The 18,546-nt window shown below is 64.8% G+C and carries 17 protein-coding genes; all 17 read right to left on the bottom strand.

Annotated elements, in window-relative coordinates:
• Window positions 1-3 precede the first annotated feature (3 nt).
• Window positions 4-1,551 (bottom strand): lysine--tRNA ligase, encoded by a 1,548-nt coding sequence (gene lysS, locus AC1D09_RS13140; RefSeq protein ID WP_477664835.1) that lies wholly within the window; start codon window positions 1,549-1,551, stop codon window positions 4-6.
• A gap of 151 nt (window positions 1,552-1,702) precedes the next feature.
• A complete protein-coding gene (locus tag AC1D09_RS13135) occupies window positions 1,703-2,365 on the bottom strand; it encodes an LON peptidase substrate-binding domain-containing protein (RefSeq protein WP_477664836.1) in 663 nt (220 codons plus the stop codon).
• Window positions 2,366-2,497: 132 nt separating this feature from the next.
• Window positions 2,498-3,370 (bottom strand): acetyl-CoA carboxylase, carboxyltransferase subunit beta, encoded by an 873-nt coding sequence (gene accD, locus AC1D09_RS13130; RefSeq protein ID WP_007866591.1) that lies wholly within the window; start codon window positions 3,368-3,370, stop codon window positions 2,498-2,500.
• Between the two features lie 107 nt (window positions 3,371-3,477).
• Window positions 3,478-4,296 carry a tryptophan synthase subunit alpha gene (trpA, locus tag AC1D09_RS13125; RefSeq protein ID WP_477664837.1) on the bottom strand — a complete coding sequence of 273 codons (819 nt, stop codon included), beginning with the start codon at window positions 4,294-4,296 and terminating at the stop codon, window positions 3,478-3,480.
• Complete coding sequence (trpB, locus tag AC1D09_RS13120) at window positions 4,293-5,552, bottom strand: tryptophan synthase subunit beta (protein ID WP_477664838.1); 1,260 nt, start codon at window positions 5,550-5,552, stop codon at window positions 4,293-4,295. Before trpB ends, trpA begins: the two co-directional genes overlap by 4 nt.
• Window positions 5,530-6,261, bottom strand: coding sequence for a phosphoribosylanthranilate isomerase (locus AC1D09_RS13115; RefSeq protein ID WP_477664840.1), 732 nt, complete (start codon window positions 6,259-6,261; stop codon window positions 5,530-5,532). Before AC1D09_RS13115 ends, trpB begins: the two co-directional genes overlap by 23 nt.
• A complete protein-coding gene (gene truA / locus AC1D09_RS13110; RefSeq protein WP_477664839.1) occupies window positions 6,258-7,052 on the bottom strand; it encodes a tRNA pseudouridine(38-40) synthase TruA in 795 nt (264 codons plus the stop codon). The genes AC1D09_RS13115 and truA overlap by 4 nt, the downstream gene beginning before the upstream one ends.
• 39 nt (window positions 7,053-7,091) lie before the next feature.
• Window positions 7,092-9,860, bottom strand: coding sequence for a FimV/HubP family polar landmark protein (locus AC1D09_RS13105; protein ID WP_477701091.1), 2,769 nt, complete (start codon window positions 9,858-9,860; stop codon window positions 7,092-7,094).
• A 253-nt stretch (window positions 9,861-10,113) separates the two neighbouring features.
• Window positions 10,114-11,253, bottom strand: coding sequence for an aspartate-semialdehyde dehydrogenase (gene asd / locus AC1D09_RS13100; protein WP_477661921.1), 1,140 nt, complete (start codon window positions 11,251-11,253; stop codon window positions 10,114-10,116).
• 285 nt (window positions 11,254-11,538) lie between these two features.
• Entirely contained in the window at window positions 11,539-12,609 is a 1,071-nt protein-coding gene (leuB, locus tag AC1D09_RS13095) for a 3-isopropylmalate dehydrogenase (protein ID WP_413325865.1), read from the bottom strand.
• 78 nt (window positions 12,610-12,687) lie between these two features.
• Entirely contained in the window at window positions 12,688-13,338 is a 651-nt protein-coding gene (gene leuD / locus AC1D09_RS13090; protein ID WP_477661920.1) for a 3-isopropylmalate dehydratase small subunit, read from the bottom strand.
• The gene (locus AC1D09_RS13085; protein ID WP_477661919.1) at window positions 13,339-13,476 is read right to left on the bottom strand and encodes an entericidin A/B family lipoprotein; all 138 of its coding nucleotides are present in this window, start codon (window positions 13,474-13,476) and stop codon (window positions 13,339-13,341) included.
• Window positions 13,477-13,500: 24 nt separating this feature from the next.
• Window positions 13,501-14,922 (bottom strand): 3-isopropylmalate dehydratase large subunit, encoded by a 1,422-nt coding sequence (leuC, locus tag AC1D09_RS13080; RefSeq protein ID WP_477661918.1) that lies wholly within the window; start codon window positions 14,920-14,922, stop codon window positions 13,501-13,503.
• 52 nt (window positions 14,923-14,974) lie between these two features.
• Complete coding sequence (locus tag AC1D09_RS13075) at window positions 14,975-15,949, bottom strand: LysR family transcriptional regulator (protein ID WP_477661917.1); 975 nt, start codon at window positions 15,947-15,949, stop codon at window positions 14,975-14,977.
• A gap of 187 nt (window positions 15,950-16,136) precedes the next feature.
• Window positions 16,137-17,447 (bottom strand): citrate synthase, encoded by a 1,311-nt coding sequence (gene gltA, locus AC1D09_RS13070; protein WP_477661916.1) that lies wholly within the window; start codon window positions 17,445-17,447, stop codon window positions 16,137-16,139.
• Between the two features lie 49 nt (window positions 17,448-17,496).
• Window positions 17,497-17,805 carry an FAD assembly factor SdhE gene (locus tag AC1D09_RS13065; protein WP_477661915.1) on the bottom strand — a complete coding sequence of 103 codons (309 nt, stop codon included), beginning with the start codon at window positions 17,803-17,805 and terminating at the stop codon, window positions 17,497-17,499.
• Between the two features lie 24 nt (window positions 17,806-17,829).
• A complete protein-coding gene (locus AC1D09_RS13060) occupies window positions 17,830-18,534 on the bottom strand; it encodes a succinate dehydrogenase iron-sulfur subunit (protein WP_007866645.1) in 705 nt (234 codons plus the stop codon).
• Window positions 18,535-18,546 lie beyond the last annotated feature (12 nt).

The following is an 18,546-nucleotide window of genomic DNA, read 5'->3' as shown; positions in this document are numbered from 1 at the left end:
GCTTCAGACCTCGCGGCGGAGGGCAGGGAACAAGATCACGTCGCGAATGCTGGGGCTGTCCGTCAGCAGCATCATCAGGCGGTCAATGCCCACGCCGCAGCCGCCGGTAGGGGGCATGCCGTATTCGAGGGCGCGCACGAAGTCGTGGTCGTAGAACATGGCTTCGTCGTCGCCGCTGTCCTTGGCCGCGACTTGCGCGTTGAAGCGGGCGGCCTGTTCTTCGGCGTCGTTGAGCTCGCTGAAGCCGTTGCCGAATTCGCGGCCGGTGATGTAGAGCTCAAAGCGCTCGGTGACTTCGGGCCGGCTGTCGTTGGCGCGCGCCAGCGGCGAGATTTCCGTCGGGTGCTCCATGATGAAGGTAGGCTGCCAGAGCTTTTCCTCGACCAGCTCCTCGAAATACAGCACCTGCAGGCCGGCGAGCGATCGCGTCGAGAGGCGGTCTTTTTCCTCGTTCATGCCCAGCTTTTTGAGGGCATTGGTGAGCCAGGCGGCGTCGTCGACATGGTCACCGGCTTCGGTGTGCTTGAGGATGGCTTCGCGGATTGTCAGGCGGGCAAAGGGTCTGGCGAGGTCGACTTTTTCTTCCTTGCCGCCGTAGCTCAGCTGCAGCGTGCCCACGGCCTTTTGCGCAGCGTCGCGGATCAGCGCCTCGGTGAAGTCCATCAGGTCGTTGTAGTCCCAGTAGGCCGCATAGAACTCCATCATGGTGAATTCGGGGTTGTGCCGCACCGAGATGCCTTCGTTGCGGTAGCTGCGGTTGATTTCGAAGACGCGGTCAAAACCACCGACGATCAGGCGCTTGAGGTAAAGCTCGGGCGCGATGCGCAGGAACATCTCCTGGTCCAGCGCATTGTGGTGCGTTTTGAAGGGTTTGGCATTGGCACCGCCCGGGATGGGATGCAGCATGGGCGTCTCGACCTCGAGAAAATCGTGCTTGACCATGAATTCGCGGATCGAGCTGACGGCCTTGCTGCGCGCGGTGAAGCGCTTGCGTGCCTGTTCGTCGGTGATCAGGTCCACATAGCGCTGGCGGTATTTCTGTTCCTGGTCGGCCATGCCGTAAAAATCGCCGGGCAGGGGGCGCAGGCTTTTGGTCAGCAGGCGCACGCTGGTGGCATGGATGGACAGCTCGCCGGTTTTGGTCTTGAAGACCTTGCCTTCGGCCGCCACGATATCGCCCAGGTCCCAGTGCTTGAAGGCGGCATACAGTTCTTCGCCGATCTCGTCGCGCGTGAGGAAAATCTGGATGCGCCCGGTGCTGTCTTGCAGGGTGGCAAAACTCGCCTTGCCCATCACGCGCTTGAGCATCATGCGGCCGGCGACCTTGGCGGGAATGGCTTCGGCGGCCAGCGCCTCGCCGTCCTTGCCGCCGTGCGCGGCGTGCAGCTTGCCCGCATGGTCGGTCGGCTTGAAGTCGTTCGGGAAGGCCACGCCTTTGCCGTCCGCCTGGTCTTTGCGCAAGGCCTTGAGCTTTTCGCGGCGCTCGACGATCAGCTTGTTCTCGTCTTGTGGCGCGGGGGTGGCGGTGGGCGTGTTCGGCTGGTTGGACATAAGGTCAAGGTTTCCGGAAAGAGGTCGAAAGGTGCCGGGCGCCCGGCCCACGCGAGGTGGGCCCGAAAAGCGCCGAATTGTCGATTTTAAGTTTTTACAGGGGCGTTTTGGCCCGGCCGCCTGAAAAGGCTTTGGGATCGTCCACAGGACCCTAGAGCGCGATGCCGGTGCGCTCCAGGATGTCGCTGACCAGTTCCAGCCGCATCAGGGGGTTGTCCAGCTGCATGAGGCGCTGCTTGAGCTCCAGGGGGATGGGCAGCAGTTCGCACCAGCGGTTGGAAACCCAGCCGCAGTCGTCCAGCCGGTAGGGCGACTGCAGCGGCATCTGGGCCTGCGGTATGTCGCGCACCTGCAGGCTTTTGATCAGCCTGCCCAGCGCGTCGGCCGCGGCTTGCAGGTCGGGTGGAATGGCGACAGGCTGGTCGTCTTCCAGCCGGGTGACGTCGGCGATCCACAAGCCGTGCTTGAGTTTTTCGCGTCGGGAGATTTCAAAGCGCTGCGCGCCGGTGCAGCGTATGGCCATCAGGCCCGGCTGGGGAATGGAGAACTCGGTGATGGTGGCCAGGGTGCCCACGCTGCTGAAGGTCTCCTGCGCAAAGCCGTCGCCGGTCGGGGCGCCGGCATCGGCGGGGCGGCGAACCTCGGATCCTTCGATGAGCGACACCACGCCGAAGGGCGCGCCGGCCTTGTGGCACTTGCCAATCATGTCGAGGTAGCGGACCTCAAAAATGCGCAGCGGCAGGACACCGCCGGGGTACAGCACCGCACCCAGCGGAAACAGGGGAAGGGAGCTCAGGGTCAAGGCTTCTGACATGGTCTCATCGTGCTCTGGGGTGCCGTGAACCACATCATCCCATGTGACCCGCGCTGCGAACTTTTCGTGCGGCTAATACGCCTTGCTTGAGGGGCTTTTCGGGGGGAGGGGGAGGCAGGGCTTGCCGGTCTCTCAGCTGACGGCATCCGCAGGCTGGCGCAGCAGCATGGCCAGCGAGTTGGCCACGGTCTTGCGCAGTTCCCTGCGGTCGCAAATGAAGTCGATCGCGCCCTTGGTCTGCAGGAACTCGGCGCGCTGGAAACCTTCCGGCAGCGTCACGCGCACGGTCGATTCAATCACGCGCGGGCCGGCAAAACCAATCAGGGCCTTGGGTTCGGCAATGACCACGTCGCCGACAAACGCGAAGCCGGCGCTCACCCCGCCCATGGTCGGGTCGGTCAGCACGCTGATGTAAGGCAGGCCTTTTTTGGCCAGGCGCGTCAGGGCGGCATTGGTTTTGGCCATTTGCATGAGGCTGAGCAGGCCTTCCTGCATGCGCGCGCCGCCGGTGGCGGTAAAGCAGATGAAGGGGACTTTTTGCTCGATGGCCGCGTGCACGCCGCGCACAAAGCGCTCGCCGACCACGCTGCCCATGCTGCCGCCCATGAAGTCGAACTCAAAGCAGGCCACCACCACGCCTATGCTGTGCACCGCGCCGCCCATGACGACGAGCGCATCGGTTTCCTGGGTGTTTTCCAGGGCTTCTTTCAGGCGTTCGGGGTATTTGCGGCTGTCCTTGAATTTCAGGGCGTCGACCGGCAGAACTTCCTGGCCCAGCTCGTAACGGCCTTCCGGATCCAGGAAGGCGTCCAGCCGGGCACGGGCGCCTATGCGGTGGTGGTGGCTGCACTGCGGGCAGACATTCTGGTTTTTTTCCAGGTCGGTTTTGTAAAGCACCGCCTCGCAGCTCGGGCACTTGATCCACAGGCCCTCGGGCACCTGGCGGCGTTCCGTCGGGTCGGTGGGGCTGATTTTGGGGGGGAGAAGTTTTTCTAGCCAAGACATGAAGTCAGTCCTTGTAGTGTCGGGCGGCGCCTGGGGCTTGCCGGGCGAAAAGCGCAATTATGCGCCGGTTTGCCCGGTGTCCGGCCCCAGGCCGGCCCGCTTGAAAGTCAGTCCAAAGCAGTACGGATTTCCTGCAAAAACGCCTGCGCGGTGGCGGCCACCTTGTCGCGCGGCTGGTTTTCGATCAGCTGGATGATTTTGCTGCCTATGACCACGGCATCGGCCACCTTGCCGATGGCCTTGGCCGTGGCCGCATCGCGTATGCCGAAGCCCACGCCCACGGGTACGTTCACATGCTTGCGTATGCGCGGCAGCGTGGCTTCGACGGCCCCCACGTCCAGCGTGCCGGCGCCGGTCACGCCTTTGAGCGAGACGTAGTAGACATAACCGCTGGCGACTTCAGCCACCTGGGCCATGCGCGCGTCGGTGCTGGTGGGCGCCAGCAAAAAGATCAAATCCATGTTGTGCGCGCGCAGCCGGGCGGCGAACTCCACGCATTCCTCAGGCGGGTAGTCGACGATGAGCACACCATCCACGCCGGCCTGGGCCGCATCGCGGATGAAGGCGCTTTCCGTCTTGCCCCCGCCGTGCTTGATGTCGTAGCGCTCCACCGGGTTGGCGTAGCCCATCAGGACCACCGGCGTGCTGCTGTCTTTGCTGCGGAACTGGCGCACCATGTCCAGCACCTGGGCCAGGCCTATGCCGAAGGACAGGGCCTTGTCGCCGGCTTTCTGGATCACCGGGCCGTCGGCGCTGGGGTCGGAAAACGGCACGCCCAGCTCGATCACGTCGGCCCCGCCGGCCACCATGGCATGCATCAGCTCCGGCGTGACGTCGGCAAAGGGAAAGCCCGCTGTGACGTAGGGGATCAGGGCTTTGCGGCCCTGGCTTTTCAGCGTGGAGAAAGTGGTGGCGATGCGGCTCATGATGTTTCCTTGGTGCCGCCCTTGACGGAGAGGCCGCGCATCGAAGGCCGGTCATAAAAATCGGCGCCCGAGAGGTCGGCCACCGTGCCTATGTCCTTGTCGCCCCGGCCTGAAAGGCAGACGAGCAGGCTCTGGTCGCTGCGCATGCTGCGGGCCATCTTCATGGCGCAGGCCACGGCATGGCTGGATTCGAGCGCGGGAATGATGCCTTCGGTGCGGCACAGGTAGTGAAAAGCCTCCAGGGCTTCCTTGTCGGTGATGCCGACGTATTCGGCGCGGCCTATGTCCTTGAGGAAGGCGTGTTCCGGGCCCACGCCGGGGTAGTCGAGCCCGGCGCTGATGCTGTGGGTCTCGGTGACCTGGCCGTCCTCGTTTTGCAGCACATAGGTGCGGTTGCCGTGCAGCACGCCCGGCAGGCCGCGCTGCAGCGAGGCCGAATGCTTGCCGCTTTCCAGGCCCTCGCCGGCGGCCTCGACGCCGATCAGCCGGGTTTTGGCATGCTGGATATAGGGGTGGAAGATGCCCATGGCATTGCTGCCGCCGCCCACGCAGGCGATCACCGCGTCGGGTTGTTTGCTGCCGATGAATTCCGGCATCTGCTGCAGGCATTCGGCGCCTATCACGCTCTGGAAGTCGCGCACCATCATGGGGTAGGGATGCGGGCCGGCCACCGTACCAATGATGTAAAAGGTGTTGTCCACATTGGCGACCCAGTCGCGCATGGCCTCGTTGAGCGCGTCTTTCAGCGTCTTGCTGCCGCTTTCGACCGGCACCACCGTGGCGCCCAGCAGGTTCATGCGGTAGACATTGGGGCTTTGGCGCTTGACGTCTTCGCTGCCCATGTAAACCACACATTCCAGGCCGTAGCGCGCGCAGATGGTGGCGGTGGCCACGCCGTGCTGGCCGGCGCCGGTCTCGGCGATGACGCGCGGCTTGCCCATGCGGCGCGCCAGCATGGCCTGGCCTATGGTGTTGTTGATCTTGTGCGCGCCGGTGTGGTTGAGGTCTTCGCGCTTCAAGTAAATCTGCGCGCCGCCCTGTTCGCGGCTCATGCGCGCGGCATGGTAGATCGGGGAGGGGCGGCCCACGAAATGCGCCAGCTCGGAATGGAATTCGGCGATGAACTCCGGGTCGTGCTGGTATTTGGCGTAGGCGGCCTTGAGCTCGTTGATCGCGTGGGTCAGCGTTTCCGAAACAAAACTGCCGCCGTAAATTCCGAAATGGCCTGAAGCGTCAGGCTGGTGGTACTCGTACATGATGGGGACTCTTTGCAAGTAACTCGTCGGCGGCGCGCACGGCCGCGACGAACTGGTTGATTTTGTCGGCGCTTTTGATTCCCTTGGAAACCTCTACGCCGGAACTGACATCAACGGCCAGCGTTGTGCAACGCGGCCTGACTTGCGAAATGCCATCGATCACGTTTGCAGGCGTCAATCCACCAGACAAAACGAGGTGAGCGTTGACGTTTGGAGGAAGAAGTGACCAATTGAATGTTTTCCCGCCGCCGCCATAACCTTCGACATGGGCGTCGAGGAGGATGGCTTGTGCGGCCTTGAAGTCCTGGGCGTATTTTACGAGATCAAAGCCGCCCGGGTTGCCCGGGGTGTTTTCGGCGGCTTTTTCATCCAGCGGAATGCGCGCGGCGCGCATAAAGGGCCGGCCTGCCTGCAGGCAGGTTTCGGGCGTTTCGTCGCCGTGGAATTGCAGGAAAGCCGCGGGCATGAGGGCGCAGGCGGCGCTGATTCGGGCCGCGGGCGCGTTGACGAAGAGCAGCACCGGGGTCACAAAAGGCGGCAGGCGGCGGGCCAGTTCGGCGGCGCGTTCGGCCGTCACATGGCGCGGGCTGGCCTCATACATCACAAAGCCGACCGCGTCGGCCCCGGCCGCCACGGCGGCATCCACGTCTTCCTCGCGGGTCAGGCCGCAAATCTTGATGCGGGTACGGGTGGGGGGGATGGGTGTCATGGCAGCCAATCATAGGCCGCCGCGTGGGCCGGCAGGCCATAGTGGTCTTCATACACCGGCCCCAGGAAATACAGGCCGTCCGGCGAAAACGTCGGCGCGGCGGCATCGCGGCTGCGCGCGGCCATCACGCTGGCCAGCCAGTCCGGCGGGTAGCTGCCCTGGCCTATGGCGACCAGGCAGCCCATGATGTTGCGGATCATGTGGTGCAAAAAGGCGTTGGCTTCGAACTCGAAGCGCCAGTAGCGGGCGCCCGGCTCCCCACGGTGCGAGATTGTGATGCGCTTGATGGTTTTGACCGGGGACTTGGCCTGGCATTGCGCGGCCCGGAAGGAGCTGAAATCATGCTCGCCGACCAGATGGGCGGCGGCCTGGCGCATGGCTGCCTCGTCCAGCGGCCGGTAGACCCAGCCGACGCGCCCGGCTTCCACGCTGGGGCGCACCGGCGACTCCAGCACTACGTAGGCATAGCGGCGCGCAATGGCGCTGCCGCGGCAATGGAATTCGTCCGGGACTTCGCGCGCCCACTGCACCGCGATGTCGGCCGGCAAAAAGGCATTGGTGCCGCGCACCCAGGAGGCGATGTCGCGCTGCAGCAGGGTGTCGAAGTGCACGACCTGCATGAGGCCGTGCACGCCGGCGTCGGTGCGGCCGGCGCACAGGGTGCGTATCGGCTGGGCGGCGAATTTGCCGAGCGCCAGCTCCAGCTTGTCCTGGACCGTGTTGCCCGAAAGCTGGCTCTGCCAGCCTTCGTAGCCGCTGCCGCTGTAGCTGATGCCGAGTGCGATCCTCACAGGCGGGCACGCAGTGAACGCAGCGCGTTCAGGCTGCGCTCACGACAGGGCGTTCAGGAAGGCCTGTGCCTTGACCTTTAGCGGGCCCTTGGCTTCGGCCATCACTTCTTCGGCCAGGGACCTGGCGCCATCGGAATCGCCGAGCGAACGGAATTCCTCGGCCAGCAGGAATTTGGTTTCCAGCGGGTCTCCGGACATGGACAGGGCTTCCTCGGGATGGGCGGGGCTTTCCGTGGTGGGGCCGTTCAGGTCCAGCGACAACGAACCGAGGTCGAACTCCAGCATGCCGTTGTCGGCCGCCGGTGCCGGTGCTGCTACTGGCGCAGGGGCCGGCGCGGGCGCGGGCGCCGCCGCTTTCACGGGGGCGGGTGCCGCTGCCGGTTTGGGGGCCGGTGTGAACGGTTCGGGCGTGAAGTTCAGGCCTTCGTCGAGGAAAGATGCGTCGGCCGCGGCCGGAGCGGGCTTGGCGGCCGGCGGCGTGGCCGTCGGGAGTGCCACCGTGGCGCTGCTGAAATCCATGTTCAGGGGAGCGGGTTCCGGCGCCTTCATGGCCACCGTGGGCTCGACACGCACCGGTGCCGGCGGCGGAGGCGGCGGGGCCGAGATGGCCGCTGGCGTGGTCGGCTCACTGGGTTCGTCTCCGAGCGAGAAGTCCAGGTCGAGGTCGACATCCACCGAAGGCGTGGGCGCGGGGACATGCGCCGGCTGTGCCACCATGGCCACGGTGCCGCCCGGGCTGAAGGCCGAGGTGCTGCCGCCATGGCCGGCGCCGGCGGGTTGCCCGCCCGGCTGGTACATCGGGTTGGCGGGGTCGAGTTCTCGGCCCATTTCGGTGATGTAGGCCCATTCGGGACCGCTGCCATGGGTGAGGTTGAAAGCCTCGATGGCGACGGTCTCAAACGCCTTGCTGTCGCGGCGCTTGGCGTAGATTTCCATCAGCTTGGCATGGATGGCCACGCGCATCGGGCTGGTGCGCATGGCTTCCTTGAGGATTTCCTCGGCCTGCAGGTCGCGTCCATAGGCCAGGTACACATCGGCTTCGGCTACGGGGTCGACGTCGCCAGCGGCATCCAATTGACTGGGCGAATACACCAGGGACGAGCCCGTGGCGTTGCCTTCATTCGTGTCAATTCTTTGGCCGCCGCTGGCGCCGAAAAAAGAATCGGGCTGCAGCCTGCTTTCGAGGAAGGAGCTGTCGACCTGGGCCGCGCCGCCGCGCTGGCGGTAGCGGTAAAAGCCGAAACCGGCGAGCAGCAGCAGCAGGCCGCCGGCGATGGGCAGTATCAGCGGGTTGTCGAGCAGTTCGTCGAGCAGGCTGGGTTCAGGTGGCGGTGGTGGCGCGGCCACGGGTTTTTTCGCAGCGGCCACAGGCGGCGTTGCCGCAACGCTGGCGGCGGGCGCGGGCTGGGAAGCGGCGGCCACCGGGGCTGCGCTGGTGGCTGCCTCGGAGGCTGCCGATGCGGGCGCTGACGCGGCGGCTGCCGGCGCGCTGCTGGCGGCGGGTGCCGGTGGTGTGGCGGCGGCAACAGCCGGGGCCGGGGCCGGCGTGATGGCCGGGGTGGATGCGGGTGCGGCAGGGGTGGTTGCCGCGGCAGGCGCCGGTGCGGCCGCTGGGGCTGGCATGCTGGCGGGCGCGGGAACGGCGACGCCGGGGGCTTTGGCCGCGCTGGCTGCGGGCGCTGCCGCGGGAGCGGCGCCCAGCTTGTTCAGTTCGCTGATGTTCTTGGACAGTTCGGCCACCCGCGTGGAGGCTTCCTTGGCCTGGCGTTCCTTGGCGATCTTGTCTTCGGCCGCCGTCGGAGCCGCCTTGCCCTGGACCGCGCCCTTGGAGAGGGTCAGCTTGTCGGGTGTGCTGCTGGCGGGCGCGCGGTCTTCGACCTTGGCCTGCACCTTGCCGCCGGCCTGGCGGTCGGCGCTGGCCACCTGGGTGGCCGGCACGCCTTCGGCCAGTTTGCGGCGGAAGCTGTTGAAGTCCTTGCTTTGCGCGACGATGGTCTGGCTGGCTTCACCAGCGGCAACCGCGCCGGCGGTTTCGGCGCTCGGGATGTCCAGCACGGCGCCGGATTTGATGCGGTTCACGTTGCCGCCGATGAAAGCGTCCGGGTTGCTGCGCAGCAGGGCCACCAGCATCTGGTCCAGCGACACACTGGCGGGCTTGTTCTGGGCGGCGATCTTGCCGGCGGTGTCGCCGGTCTTGACGGTGACTTGTTTGTCACCGCCGGCGGGCACTTTCTCGAGGGGCGCGGCGGGGGCCTTGGCGACCGGCGCGGGCCGGCTGCTGGGGCCGGCAGGCGGCGAGTAGGGAATGGAGGCAATGCCCTTGGCGGGCGGCGCCGCGGGGCGGGACGACAGGACCGGCGCGGTGGGCGCGGCTGCGGAGCTGCCGGAGCGCAGGACCGGCGGGTCGAACAGCATGGTGTAGTCACGCGTGATGCGGCCGTTGGCCCAGCTGGCTTCCAGGATCAGGTCGACAAACGGCTCGGTGACGGGGCGGTTGCTGCTCAGGCGCAGAAAGGAGCGGCCGTCGGAGCGCTTCTGCAGGCTGACCTCGACGCCGGAAACCACGCTGCCGTATTCAAGCCCCGCGGCCTTGAAGGTGTCGGGCGGGGCCACGCCGGCCTTGAGGCTGGACGCTTCTTCGGGCCTGATGTCGGCGATCTCGATTTCAGCGCGAAGGGGCTCGCCCAATGCCGACTGAACTGTGATCCGGCCCAGCGCGAGCGCGTGGGCTTCCAGACTTGCCAGGCTGCCAAGCAGTGCAATGGCACTTGCCAGGGCGCCTATGCGCCAACGACCGCGATTATTCATGGGGTTGTGAGCCTCCAGTGCTCGGTCTGCATGTAACTTTATTCTGCTTATGCGCACAAAAACCTCGATGCGAATTTTCGAAAAACAACCTTAACATCAAGGCATTAGGCTGACAAGCTAAGACACCACTTAAGTTTTGACACAGCGAGTTAGCAGCAACTTACAAGTTTCGGATGTTGTCTGACGACAACGTCCTGTGACATGTAGTTACTGATGAGCGGCTGTATGTTGGCAGCCGCTCACCTCCATTATTTCAGGCCTGCAGCAGGATGCGCAGCATGCGGCGCAGCGGCTCGGCGGCGCCCCACAGCAGCTGGTCGCCCACCGTGAACGCACCCAGGTAGTCGGGGCCCATGGCCAGCTTGCGCAGGCGGCCCACCGGGATCTGCATGGTGCCGGTGACGGCCACGGGCGTGAGGTCCTTGATGGAGGCTTCGCGCGTGTTGGGCACGACTTTGACCCACTCGTTGTCGGCCGCGATCATGGCCTCGATGTCGGCCAGCGGCACGTCCTTCTTGAGCTTGAAGGTCAGCGCCTGGCTGTGGCAGCGCATCGCGCCTATGCGCACGCAAAAGCCGTCCACAGGGGTTTCGGCCGTGCCGAAGCTGGCACCCTGGCCCAGGATCTTGTTGGTCTCGGCGCCGCCCTTCCATTCTTCCTTGCTCATGCCGTTGCCCAGGTCCTTGTCGATCCAGGGGATCAGCGAGCCGCCCAGCGGCACGCCGAAGTTGGCGGTCTCACTGGTGCTCAAGCCCTGTTGTTTGGCCAGGATGCGGCGGTCGATTTCAAGGATGGCGGACTTGGGGTCGTCCAGCAGCGAGCGGACTTCGCTGTTGAGCGTGCCGAACTGCGTCAGCAATTCGCGCATGTGCTGCGCGCCGCCGCCCGAAGCCGCCTGGTAGGTCATGCTGGTCATCCACTCGACCAGGCCGGCCTTGTACAGCGCGCCCACGCCCATCAGCATGCAACTGACCGTGCAATTGCCGCCGATCCAGTTGTTGCCGCCCTTGGCCAGCGCGTTCTGGATCACCGGCAGGTTGACAGGGTCCAGGATGATGACGGCGTCGTCGTTCATGCGCAGCGTGGAGGCCGCGTCTATCCAGTGGCCCTTCCAGCCGGCCGCGCGCAGCTTGGGGAAGACTTCGGAGGTGTAATCGCCGCCCTGGGCCGTGATGATGACGTCGCACTTCTTGAGCGCTTCAATGTCAAAGGCGTTTTTGAGGGTGGTCTCGTTCTTCGCCTGGGCGGGGGCTTTGCCGCCCGCGTTGGAGGTCGAGAAGAACACCGGCTCGATCAGGTCGAAATCGCCCTCGGCCTGCATGCGGTCGATCAGCACCGAGCCGACCATGCCGCGCCAGCCGACGAGCCCTGTGAGATTGCCTTTGAGTTTCATTGGAACTGCCTCTTCAAAAAGTCAAAAATATGGCTTTTGGGCCCGGCTCATCGAGCCGGCAGGGCACGACGAACCAGGCTTGCTAGCTTTTAATGGTGGTCGTTTTGGTGGTCTGGGCAAAAACCGGCGCGCCATGACCCGCGCGCAGGGCGGCGGGGCAGTGGGTGAACGCGGGGTTTTTGCGCATAGGTGTCGATTGTAGCCAGGCTTGGCTTTGCCGAGGCTGACAGCCGCCTCAAACCTGGGTTTTGCTGCTGGTTTGAGGCAATTTGCGGCAAAAAAACGTCAGGCCAAGGCTTTGACCACGGCATCACCCATCTGCACCGTGCCGACCTTGGTCGTGCCTTCGCTGTAGATGTCGGGCGTGCGCAGGCCCTGGCTCAGCACGGCATCCACGGCTTTTTCGATGCGGGCGGCGGCTTCGGGCTGGTTCAGGCTGAAGCGCAGCATCATGGCCGCGCTCAAAATCGTTGCCAGCGGATTCGCCACGCCCTTGCCGGCGATGTCGGGCGCGCTGCCGTGGCTGGGCTCGTACAGACCCTGGTTTTTGTCGTTGAGGCTGGCCGAGGGCAGCATGCCGATGGAGCCGGTCAGCATGGCGGCGGCGTCGCTGAGGATGTCGCCGAACATATTGCCGGTGACGACCACGTCGAACTTCTTGGGCGCCTTGACCAGCTGCATGGCGGCGTTGTCCACATACATATGGTCCAGCGCGACGTCGGGGTATTGCGTGCCGACTTCGGTGACCACGTCTTTCCAGAGCTGGAAGGTCTCCAGCACATTGGCCTTGTCGACGCTGGTCACGCGCTTGCCGCGCTTGCGGGCGGCCTGGAAGGCGACATGGGCGATGCGCTCGATCTCGGGGCGCGAATAGCGCATGGTGTCGAAAGCCTCTTCCGAGCCGGGGAAGTGGCCGTCGGGCGAGACGCGGCGGCCGCGCGGCTGGCCGAAGTAGATGTCACCGGTCAGCTCACGGATGATGAGGATGTCCAGGCCGGACACCAGTTCGCGCTTGAGGCTGGAGGCATCCACCAGTTGCGCGTAGCAGATCGCCGGGCGGAAGTTGGCGAACAGGCCAAGGTTTTTGCGCAGGCCCAGGATGGCCTGTTCGGGCCGCAGCGGCCGGTCCAGCTTGTCGTATTTCCAGTCGCCCACCGCGCCGAAGAGCACGGCGTCGGCCTCCTTGGCGAGCTTGAGCGTGGCCTCAGGCAGCGGGTGGCCGTGGGCCTCATAGGCGGCGCCGCCGACCAGCGCGCTCTCGGTTTCAAACTTCAGGTCCAGGGCCTTCAGGACCTTGACGGCCTCGGCGACGATTTCGGTGCCAATGCCGTCACCCGGCAGGATTGCGATTTTCATGGTGCTGTCTTTGGATGGCTGCGCGCCCCGCAGGGGGCGGCTCGCAGCGTATGCGTGAAAAGGAAAGGGAAAGGGCGTTCAGCCCGCGATGGTGTGGTTCAGCCAGGGTTTGGTCGCCAGGCGCTCGGCTTCAAAGGCCTTGATCTTGTCGCTCTGGCGCAGGGTCAGGCCGATGTCGTCCAGGCCGTTGAGCAGGCAGTATTTGCGGAAGGCCTGTACCTCGAAGGGGAGTTCCCCGCCCTGCGGCTTGACGATCACCTGGCGCTCCAGGTCCACCGTCAGCTGGTAGCCGGGAAAGGCCAGCGCCTCGTCGAACAGCTGGGCCACCTGCGCTTCGGGCAGCACGATGGGCAGCAGGCCGTTCTTGAAGCTGTTGTTGAAGAAGATGTCGGCGTAGCTGGGCGCGATGATGGCGCGAAAGCCGTATTGGTCCAGCGCCCAGGGCGCGTGTTCGCGCGAGGAGCCGCAGCCGAAATTCTTGCGCGCCAGCAGGATGGAGGCGCCCGCGTAGCGGGGCTGGTTCAGCACGAAGTCGGGGTTGGGCTTGCGCGTGGCCGGGTCCTGGCCGGGAAAGCCCGCATCCAGGTAGCGCCATTCGTCAAACAGATTGGGGCCGAAACCGGTCTTGCGTATCGACTTGAGGAACTGCTTGGGAATGATGGCGTCGGTGTCGACGTTCTCGCGGTCCATGGGGGCCACCAGGCCCTTGTGTATGGTGAAATTTTTCATTTACTTCTTCGCCGCGTTTTCGATTTTCTCGCCGACTTTCTGGACGTCCTGGCCGACACCGCGGAAGGTGTTGCAGCCGGCCAGCAGCAGGGTCGCGCACGCCAGCGACAGTGCGAGCAGGGTGGTGATTTTTTTCATGGGAAGTTCCTCCTGTGGCTCGGGTTAGACAAACTTGCGGATATCGACAAAGTGGCCGTGCACGGCCGCCGCCGCTGCCATGGCGGGGCTGACCAGGTGGGTGCGCCCGCCGGCGCCCTGGCGGCCTTCGAAGTTGCGGTTGCTGGTGGAGGCGCAGCGCTCGCCCGGCTCCAGCCGGTCGGCGTTCATGGCCAGGCACATGGAGCAGCCCGGTTCGCGCCACTCAAAGCCGGCGGCGACAAAAATCTTGTCCAGGCCTTCGCGCTCGGCCTGCTCCTTGACCAGGCCGGAGCCCGGCACTACCAGCGCGAGCTTGACGTTTTTCGCGACCTTCTGGCCGATCTTCTTGATCACGGCGGCGGCTTCGCGCATGTCCTCGATGCGGCTGTTGGTGCAGGAGCCTATGAACACCTTGTCAATGTAGAGGTCGTTCAGCGCCTTGCCGGGCTCCAGGCCCATGTATTTCAGGGCGCGTTCGATGGCATCGCGCTTGTTGGCGTCTTTTTCCTTGTCGGGGTCGGGCACGCGGTCGTCAATCGACAGCACCATTTCGGGCGAGGTGCCCCAGGTGACCTGAGGCAGGATCTGGCCGGCGTCGAGCTCGACCATGGCATCGAACTTCGCATCGGCATCGGAGTGCAGCGTGTTCCAGTATTTGACGGCCATGTCCCATTCGACACCGGTGGGCGACAGCAGGCGGCCCTTGACGTAGTCGATGGTTTTCTGGTCGACGGCGACCAGGCCGGCGCGCGCGCCGGCTTCAATCGCCATGTTGCAGACCGTCATGCGGCCTTCCATGCTGAGTGCGCGTATCGCCGAGCCGGCGAATTCAATCGTGTAGCCGGTGCCGCCGGCCGTGCCGATCTTGCCGATGATGGCCAGCACGATGTCCTTGCCGGTCAGGCCGGGGGCGAGCTTGCCCTCCACCTTCACCAGCATATTCTTGGCTTTTTTGGCCAGCAGGGTCTGTGTGGCCATCACGTGCTCGACCTCGCTGGTGCCTATGCCGTGCGCCAGCGCGCCGAAGGCGCCGTGGGTGGAGGTATGCGAGTCGCCGCAGACCACCGTCATGCCGGGCAGGGTGGCGCCGTTTTCGGGGCCGATGACGTGCACGATGCCCTGGCGTTTGGAGAGGAAGGGGAAGAAGGCGGCCGCGCCGAATTCCTTGATGTTGCTGTCAAGCGTGGTGATCTGTTCCTTGCTGACCTGGTCGGTGATGCCGTCGTAGCCCAGTTCCCAGCCGGTGGTGGGCGTGTTGTGGTCGGCGGTGGCGACGATGGAGCTGATGCGCCAGACCTTGCGGCCGGCCTCGCGCAGGCCTTCAAAGGCCTGCGGGCTGGTGACTTCGTGCACCAGGTGGCGGTCTATGTAGAGGATGGACGTGCCGTCGTCTTCGGTATGAACGACGTGCTCGTCCCAGATCTTGTCGTAGAGGGTGCGTCCCATGGTTTTCCTTCGTGGTCTCTCGTTGCCGTGTGTGTTTGTCGTTGGGGTGATTTTAGGCGGCCGCACCGGCGGGGGCGGCCCCGGTGTGGGCCGGCCTGGCGCGGGCGGCCGGCGCCGCGGGCTGCGTCAGGTGCTCCACCAGCAGCCGCGCTGTCAGCGGCAGCGTGGAAAAGTCGCGGGCGACGAGCTGGATCTGGCGCTCCGCCCAGCTGTCCAGCAGCGGTATGGATTCAAGCTCGCCGACGCCATGCGTCAGCTCAAAGGCGCGCTGCGGCATCACACCCACGCCCAGGCCGTTGTGGATCATGCGGCACATGGCGTCCAGGCCGGTCACGTGGATGCGCAGCTTGATGGTACGGCCCAGCCTGGCCGCGGCTTCGCGCATGGCCAGGTAGATCGAGCTGTTGGAGTGCAGGCCGACCTGGTCGTAGTCGAGCGCCGCTTCGAAGCGGATGGCGCCTTGCGCGCGTAGCGGGTGGCCCCGGGGGACGATGAGCACCAGCTTGTCGCTGCGGTAGGGCAGGGTCTGCAGGTCGCCCGCGCCGTCGGCGGTGTTGCAGATGCCCAGGTCGGCCGCGCCTTCCTGCACGGCGCGCACGACCTCGGTGCTCAGGTGCTCTTCGAGGTCTATCTTGATGCCGGAATGCTCGCGCGTGAAAGCGCCCAGGTCTTCGGGCAAAAACTGCACGATGGCCGAGATACTGGCGTGCACGCGCACATGGCCGCGCACGCCATCAGCGTACTCGCTGAGTTCGCTCTGCATTTTTTCGAGGCTGAACAGCACCGAGCGCGCATGGTGCAGCAGGCTTTCGCCGGCCGGCGTGAGGTCGACACCGCGGGTGTGGCGGTACAGCAGCGGGGTGTCCAGCGTGGCTTCGAGGTCGGACAGGCGCTTGCTCACAGCCGAGGCGGCGATGAATTCGCGCTCGGCGGCCTTGCCTATGCTGCCCAGCTCGCAGACGGCCACAAAGAGCTGAAGCGAGGTCAGGTCTATGCGGCGGGCGAAGTTGCGTTCTGAGCTTTTCATGGGCGTAGGGCGTGTCGTCATCGCGTTAGACGACGGTGAATCGCTATTTTGCCGCTAAGAACCGGGTTTTGTCATCGCAATACGCGATGACCCGCTTGCCGACGGGCGCTTTCCGGGCGGGGCGTAAAAAAGCCCGCCGATGCTGCCATCAGGCGGGCTTTGCACGAGGTGCGGGGCGGGGCTTGGCTTAGCGCTTGGCCAGCGGCAGGACCTGGCGCGTCGTGGAGCCGGTGAACAGCTGGCGCGGACGGCCGATCTTGTACTCGGGGTCGCCGATCATTTCATTGAGCTGGGCGATCCAGCCGACGGTGCGGGCCAGCGCGAACACGGCCGTGAACAGCGGCACAGGGATGCCGATGGCGCGCTGCACGATGCCGGAGTAGAAGTCGACGTTGGGGTAGAGCTTGCGCGAGACGAAGTAGTCGTCTTCGAGGGCAATCTTTTCCAGGGCCATGGCCAGCTTGAACAGCGGGTCGTTTTCCAGGCCCATTTCCTTGAGCACTTCCTTGCAGGTTTCCTGCATGAGCTTGGCGCGCGGGTCGTAGTTTTTGTAGACGCGGTGGCCGAAGCCCATGAGCTTGACGCCGGAACTCTTGTCCTTGACCTGCTTGATGAATTCGCCGATTTTCTCGACGCCGCCCTGCTTCTGGATGTCGCCCAGCATGTTGAGGGCCGCTTCGTTGGCGCCGCCGTGGGCCGGGCCCCAGAGGCAGGCCACGCCGGCCGCGATGGCGGCAAACGGGTTGGTGCCGGAGGAGCCGCACAGGCGCACGGTGGAGGTGGAGGCGTTCTGCTCGTGGTCGGCGTGCAGGATGAAGATGCGGTCCAGCGCGCGTTCGAGCACCGGGTTGACCTTGTATTCCTCGCACGGCGTGGCGAACATCATGTGCAGGAAGTTGCCGGCGTAGCTCAGGTTGTTCTTGGGGTACATGTAGGGCTGGCCCACGGTGTACTTGTAGGCCATGGCGACCAGGGTCGGCATCTTGGCGATCAGGCGGATCGCGGCGATTTCGCGGTGTTCCGGGTTGTTGATGTCGGTGCTGTCATGGTAGAAGGCCGACAGCGCGCCGACCAGGCCGGTCATGATGGCCATGGGGTGCGCGTCGCGTCGGAAGCCGCGCAGGAAGAACTGCATCTGCTCGTTGACCATGGTGTGGTTGGTCACGCGGTGCACGAAGTCGGCTTTCTGCGCCACATTGGGCAGCTCTCCGTACAGCAGCAGGTGGCAGGTTTCCATGTAGTCGCAGTTGGTGGCCAGCTGCTCGATGGGGTAGCCGCGGTACAGCAGCTCGCCCTTGTCGCCGTCGATGTAGGTGATGGCCGACTGGCAGGAGGCGGTCGACAGGAAACCGGGGTCATAGGTGAACATGCCGGTCTGGGCATACAGCTTGCGGATGTCGACGACGTCCGGGCCGACATTGCCCTGGTACACCGGCAGTTCAATGCTGGGGCTGCCGTTGCTGAAGGACAGGGTGGCTTTGTTGTCAGCTAGCTTCATTTCTTGCTTCTTTCTTTCGTATCAGTGTCAAATTGGGACGGGCTGGGAATTACGGAGCCGGGGTCGAGGGCTGCAGCAACTTTAAAACGTCATGGGCTTCAGAAGTAGAGGCGCTTGCCTTGGCCGATTCGTCCGCCAGCTGGCCGGCGTCCTTCCGTTTTAGCAGCAGGTCGAGCAGGTCGTTGTCGGACAAATCCATTAAATCACTCAACCCTTTAGCCTGCCTGACGGTCAGGGTGGCTTCGTGGCCCTGGAAGAAGCGCGCTATCAGCAGGTCGTTTTCCAGCAGGCCGCGCCGGCAGCGCCACTTGAGCTTGCTCAGGGCGCGCTCATCGAGCAGGGCGTCGGCGGTTTCCATATCGTCGGGTCGGTCAGCGAACGGTCAGACTGTCCTCAAGACCATCATTTCCTTGATCTTGCCGATGGCTTTCGTCGGGTTCAGGCCCTTGGGGCAGACGTCGACGCAGTTCATGATGGTGTGGCAGCGGAACAGGCGGTAGGGGTCTTCCAGGTTGTCCAGGCGCTCGGCGGTGGCTTCGTCGCGGCTGTCGGCGATGAAGCGGTAGGCCTGCAGCAGGCCGGCCGGGCCGACGAACTTGTCGGGGTTCCACCAGAAGCTGGGGCAGGAGGTCGAGCAGCTGGCGCACAGGATGCACTCGTAGAGGCCGTTGAGCTCGTCGCGCTCTTCGGGGCTCTGCAGGCGCTCTTTTTCGGGCGGCACGTTGTCGTTGATCAGGTAGGGCTTGATCGAGTTGTACTGCTTGAAGAACTGCGTCATGTCGACGATCAGGTCGCGCACCACGGGCAGGCCCGGCAGCGGCTTGAGCACGATGACTTCAGGCAGCGTGCGCATATTGGTCAGGCAGGCCAGGCCGTTCTTGCCGTTGATGTTCATCGCGTCGGAGCCGCAGACGCCTTCACGGCAGGAACGGCGAAAGCTGATGGACGGGTCCTGCGCCTTGAGCTTCATCAGCGCGTCCAGCAGCATGCGCTCATGGCCGTCGAGTTCCACCTCGATGGTCTGCATGTAGGGCTTGGCGTCGGTGTCCGGGTCGTAGCGGTAGATCTTGAAGGTGCGTTTGGTCATGGGGTTCTCGCT

Source organism: Polaromonas sp. P1_A2, assembly GCF_056406895.1.
The sequence above is the reverse complement of the archived record's forward strand: the minus strand, read 5'-3'. Positions and strand labels throughout refer to the sequence as shown.

Bases quoted from the DNA above. Each gene is read 5' to 3' on its own strand.
- AC1D09_RS13135 (WP_477664836.1), bottom strand. From the start codon at position 2,365: ATGTCAGAAGCCTTGACCCTGAGCTCCCTTCCCCTGTTTCCGCTGGGT.
- trpA (WP_477664837.1), bottom strand. From the start codon at position 4,296: ATGAGCCGCATCGCCACCACTTTCTCCACGCTGAAAAGCCAGGGCCGC.
- AC1D09_RS13115 (WP_477664840.1), bottom strand. From the start codon at position 6,261: ATGACACCCATCCCCCCCACCCGTACCCGCATCAAGATTTGCGGCCTG.
- AC1D09_RS13060 (WP_007866645.1), bottom strand. From the start codon at position 18,534: ATGACCAAACGCACCTTCAAGATCTACCGCTACGACCCGGACACCGAC.
- accD (WP_007866591.1), bottom strand. From the start codon at position 3,370: ATGTCTTGGCTAGAAAAACTTCTCCCCCCCAAAATCAGCCCCACCGAC.
- asd (WP_477661921.1), bottom strand. From the start codon at position 11,253: ATGAAACTCAAAGGCAATCTCACAGGGCTCGTCGGCTGGCGCGGCATG.
- AC1D09_RS13065 (WP_477661915.1), bottom strand. From the start codon at position 17,805: ATGGAAACCGCCGACGCCCTGCTCGATGAGCGCGCCCTGAGCAAGCTC.
- AC1D09_RS13085 (WP_477661919.1), bottom strand. From the start codon at position 13,476: ATGAAAAAAATCACCACCCTGCTCGCACTGTCGCTGGCGTGCGCGACC.
- AC1D09_RS13105 (WP_477701091.1), bottom strand. From the start codon at position 9,860: ATGAATAATCGCGGTCGTTGGCGCATAGGCGCCCTGGCAAGTGCCATT.
- leuD (WP_477661920.1), bottom strand. From the start codon at position 13,338: ATGAAAAATTTCACCATACACAAGGGCCTGGTGGCCCCCATGGACCGC.
- leuB (WP_413325865.1), bottom strand. From the start codon at position 12,609: ATGAAAATCGCAATCCTGCCGGGTGACGGCATTGGCACCGAAATCGTC.
- trpB (WP_477664838.1), bottom strand. From the start codon at position 5,552: ATGTACGAGTACCACCAGCCTGACGCTTCAGGCCATTTCGGAATTTAC.
- leuC (WP_477661918.1), bottom strand. From the start codon at position 14,922: ATGGGACGCACCCTCTACGACAAGATCTGGGACGAGCACGTCGTTCAT.
- lysS (WP_477664835.1), bottom strand. From the start codon at position 1,551: ATGTCCAACCAGCCGAACACGCCCACCGCCACCCCCGCGCCACAAGAC.
- AC1D09_RS13075 (WP_477661917.1), bottom strand. From the start codon at position 15,949: ATGAAAAGCTCAGAACGCAACTTCGCCCGCCGCATAGACCTGACCTCG.
- gltA (WP_477661916.1), bottom strand. From the start codon at position 17,447: ATGAAGCTAGCTGACAACAAAGCCACCCTGTCCTTCAGCAACGGCAGC.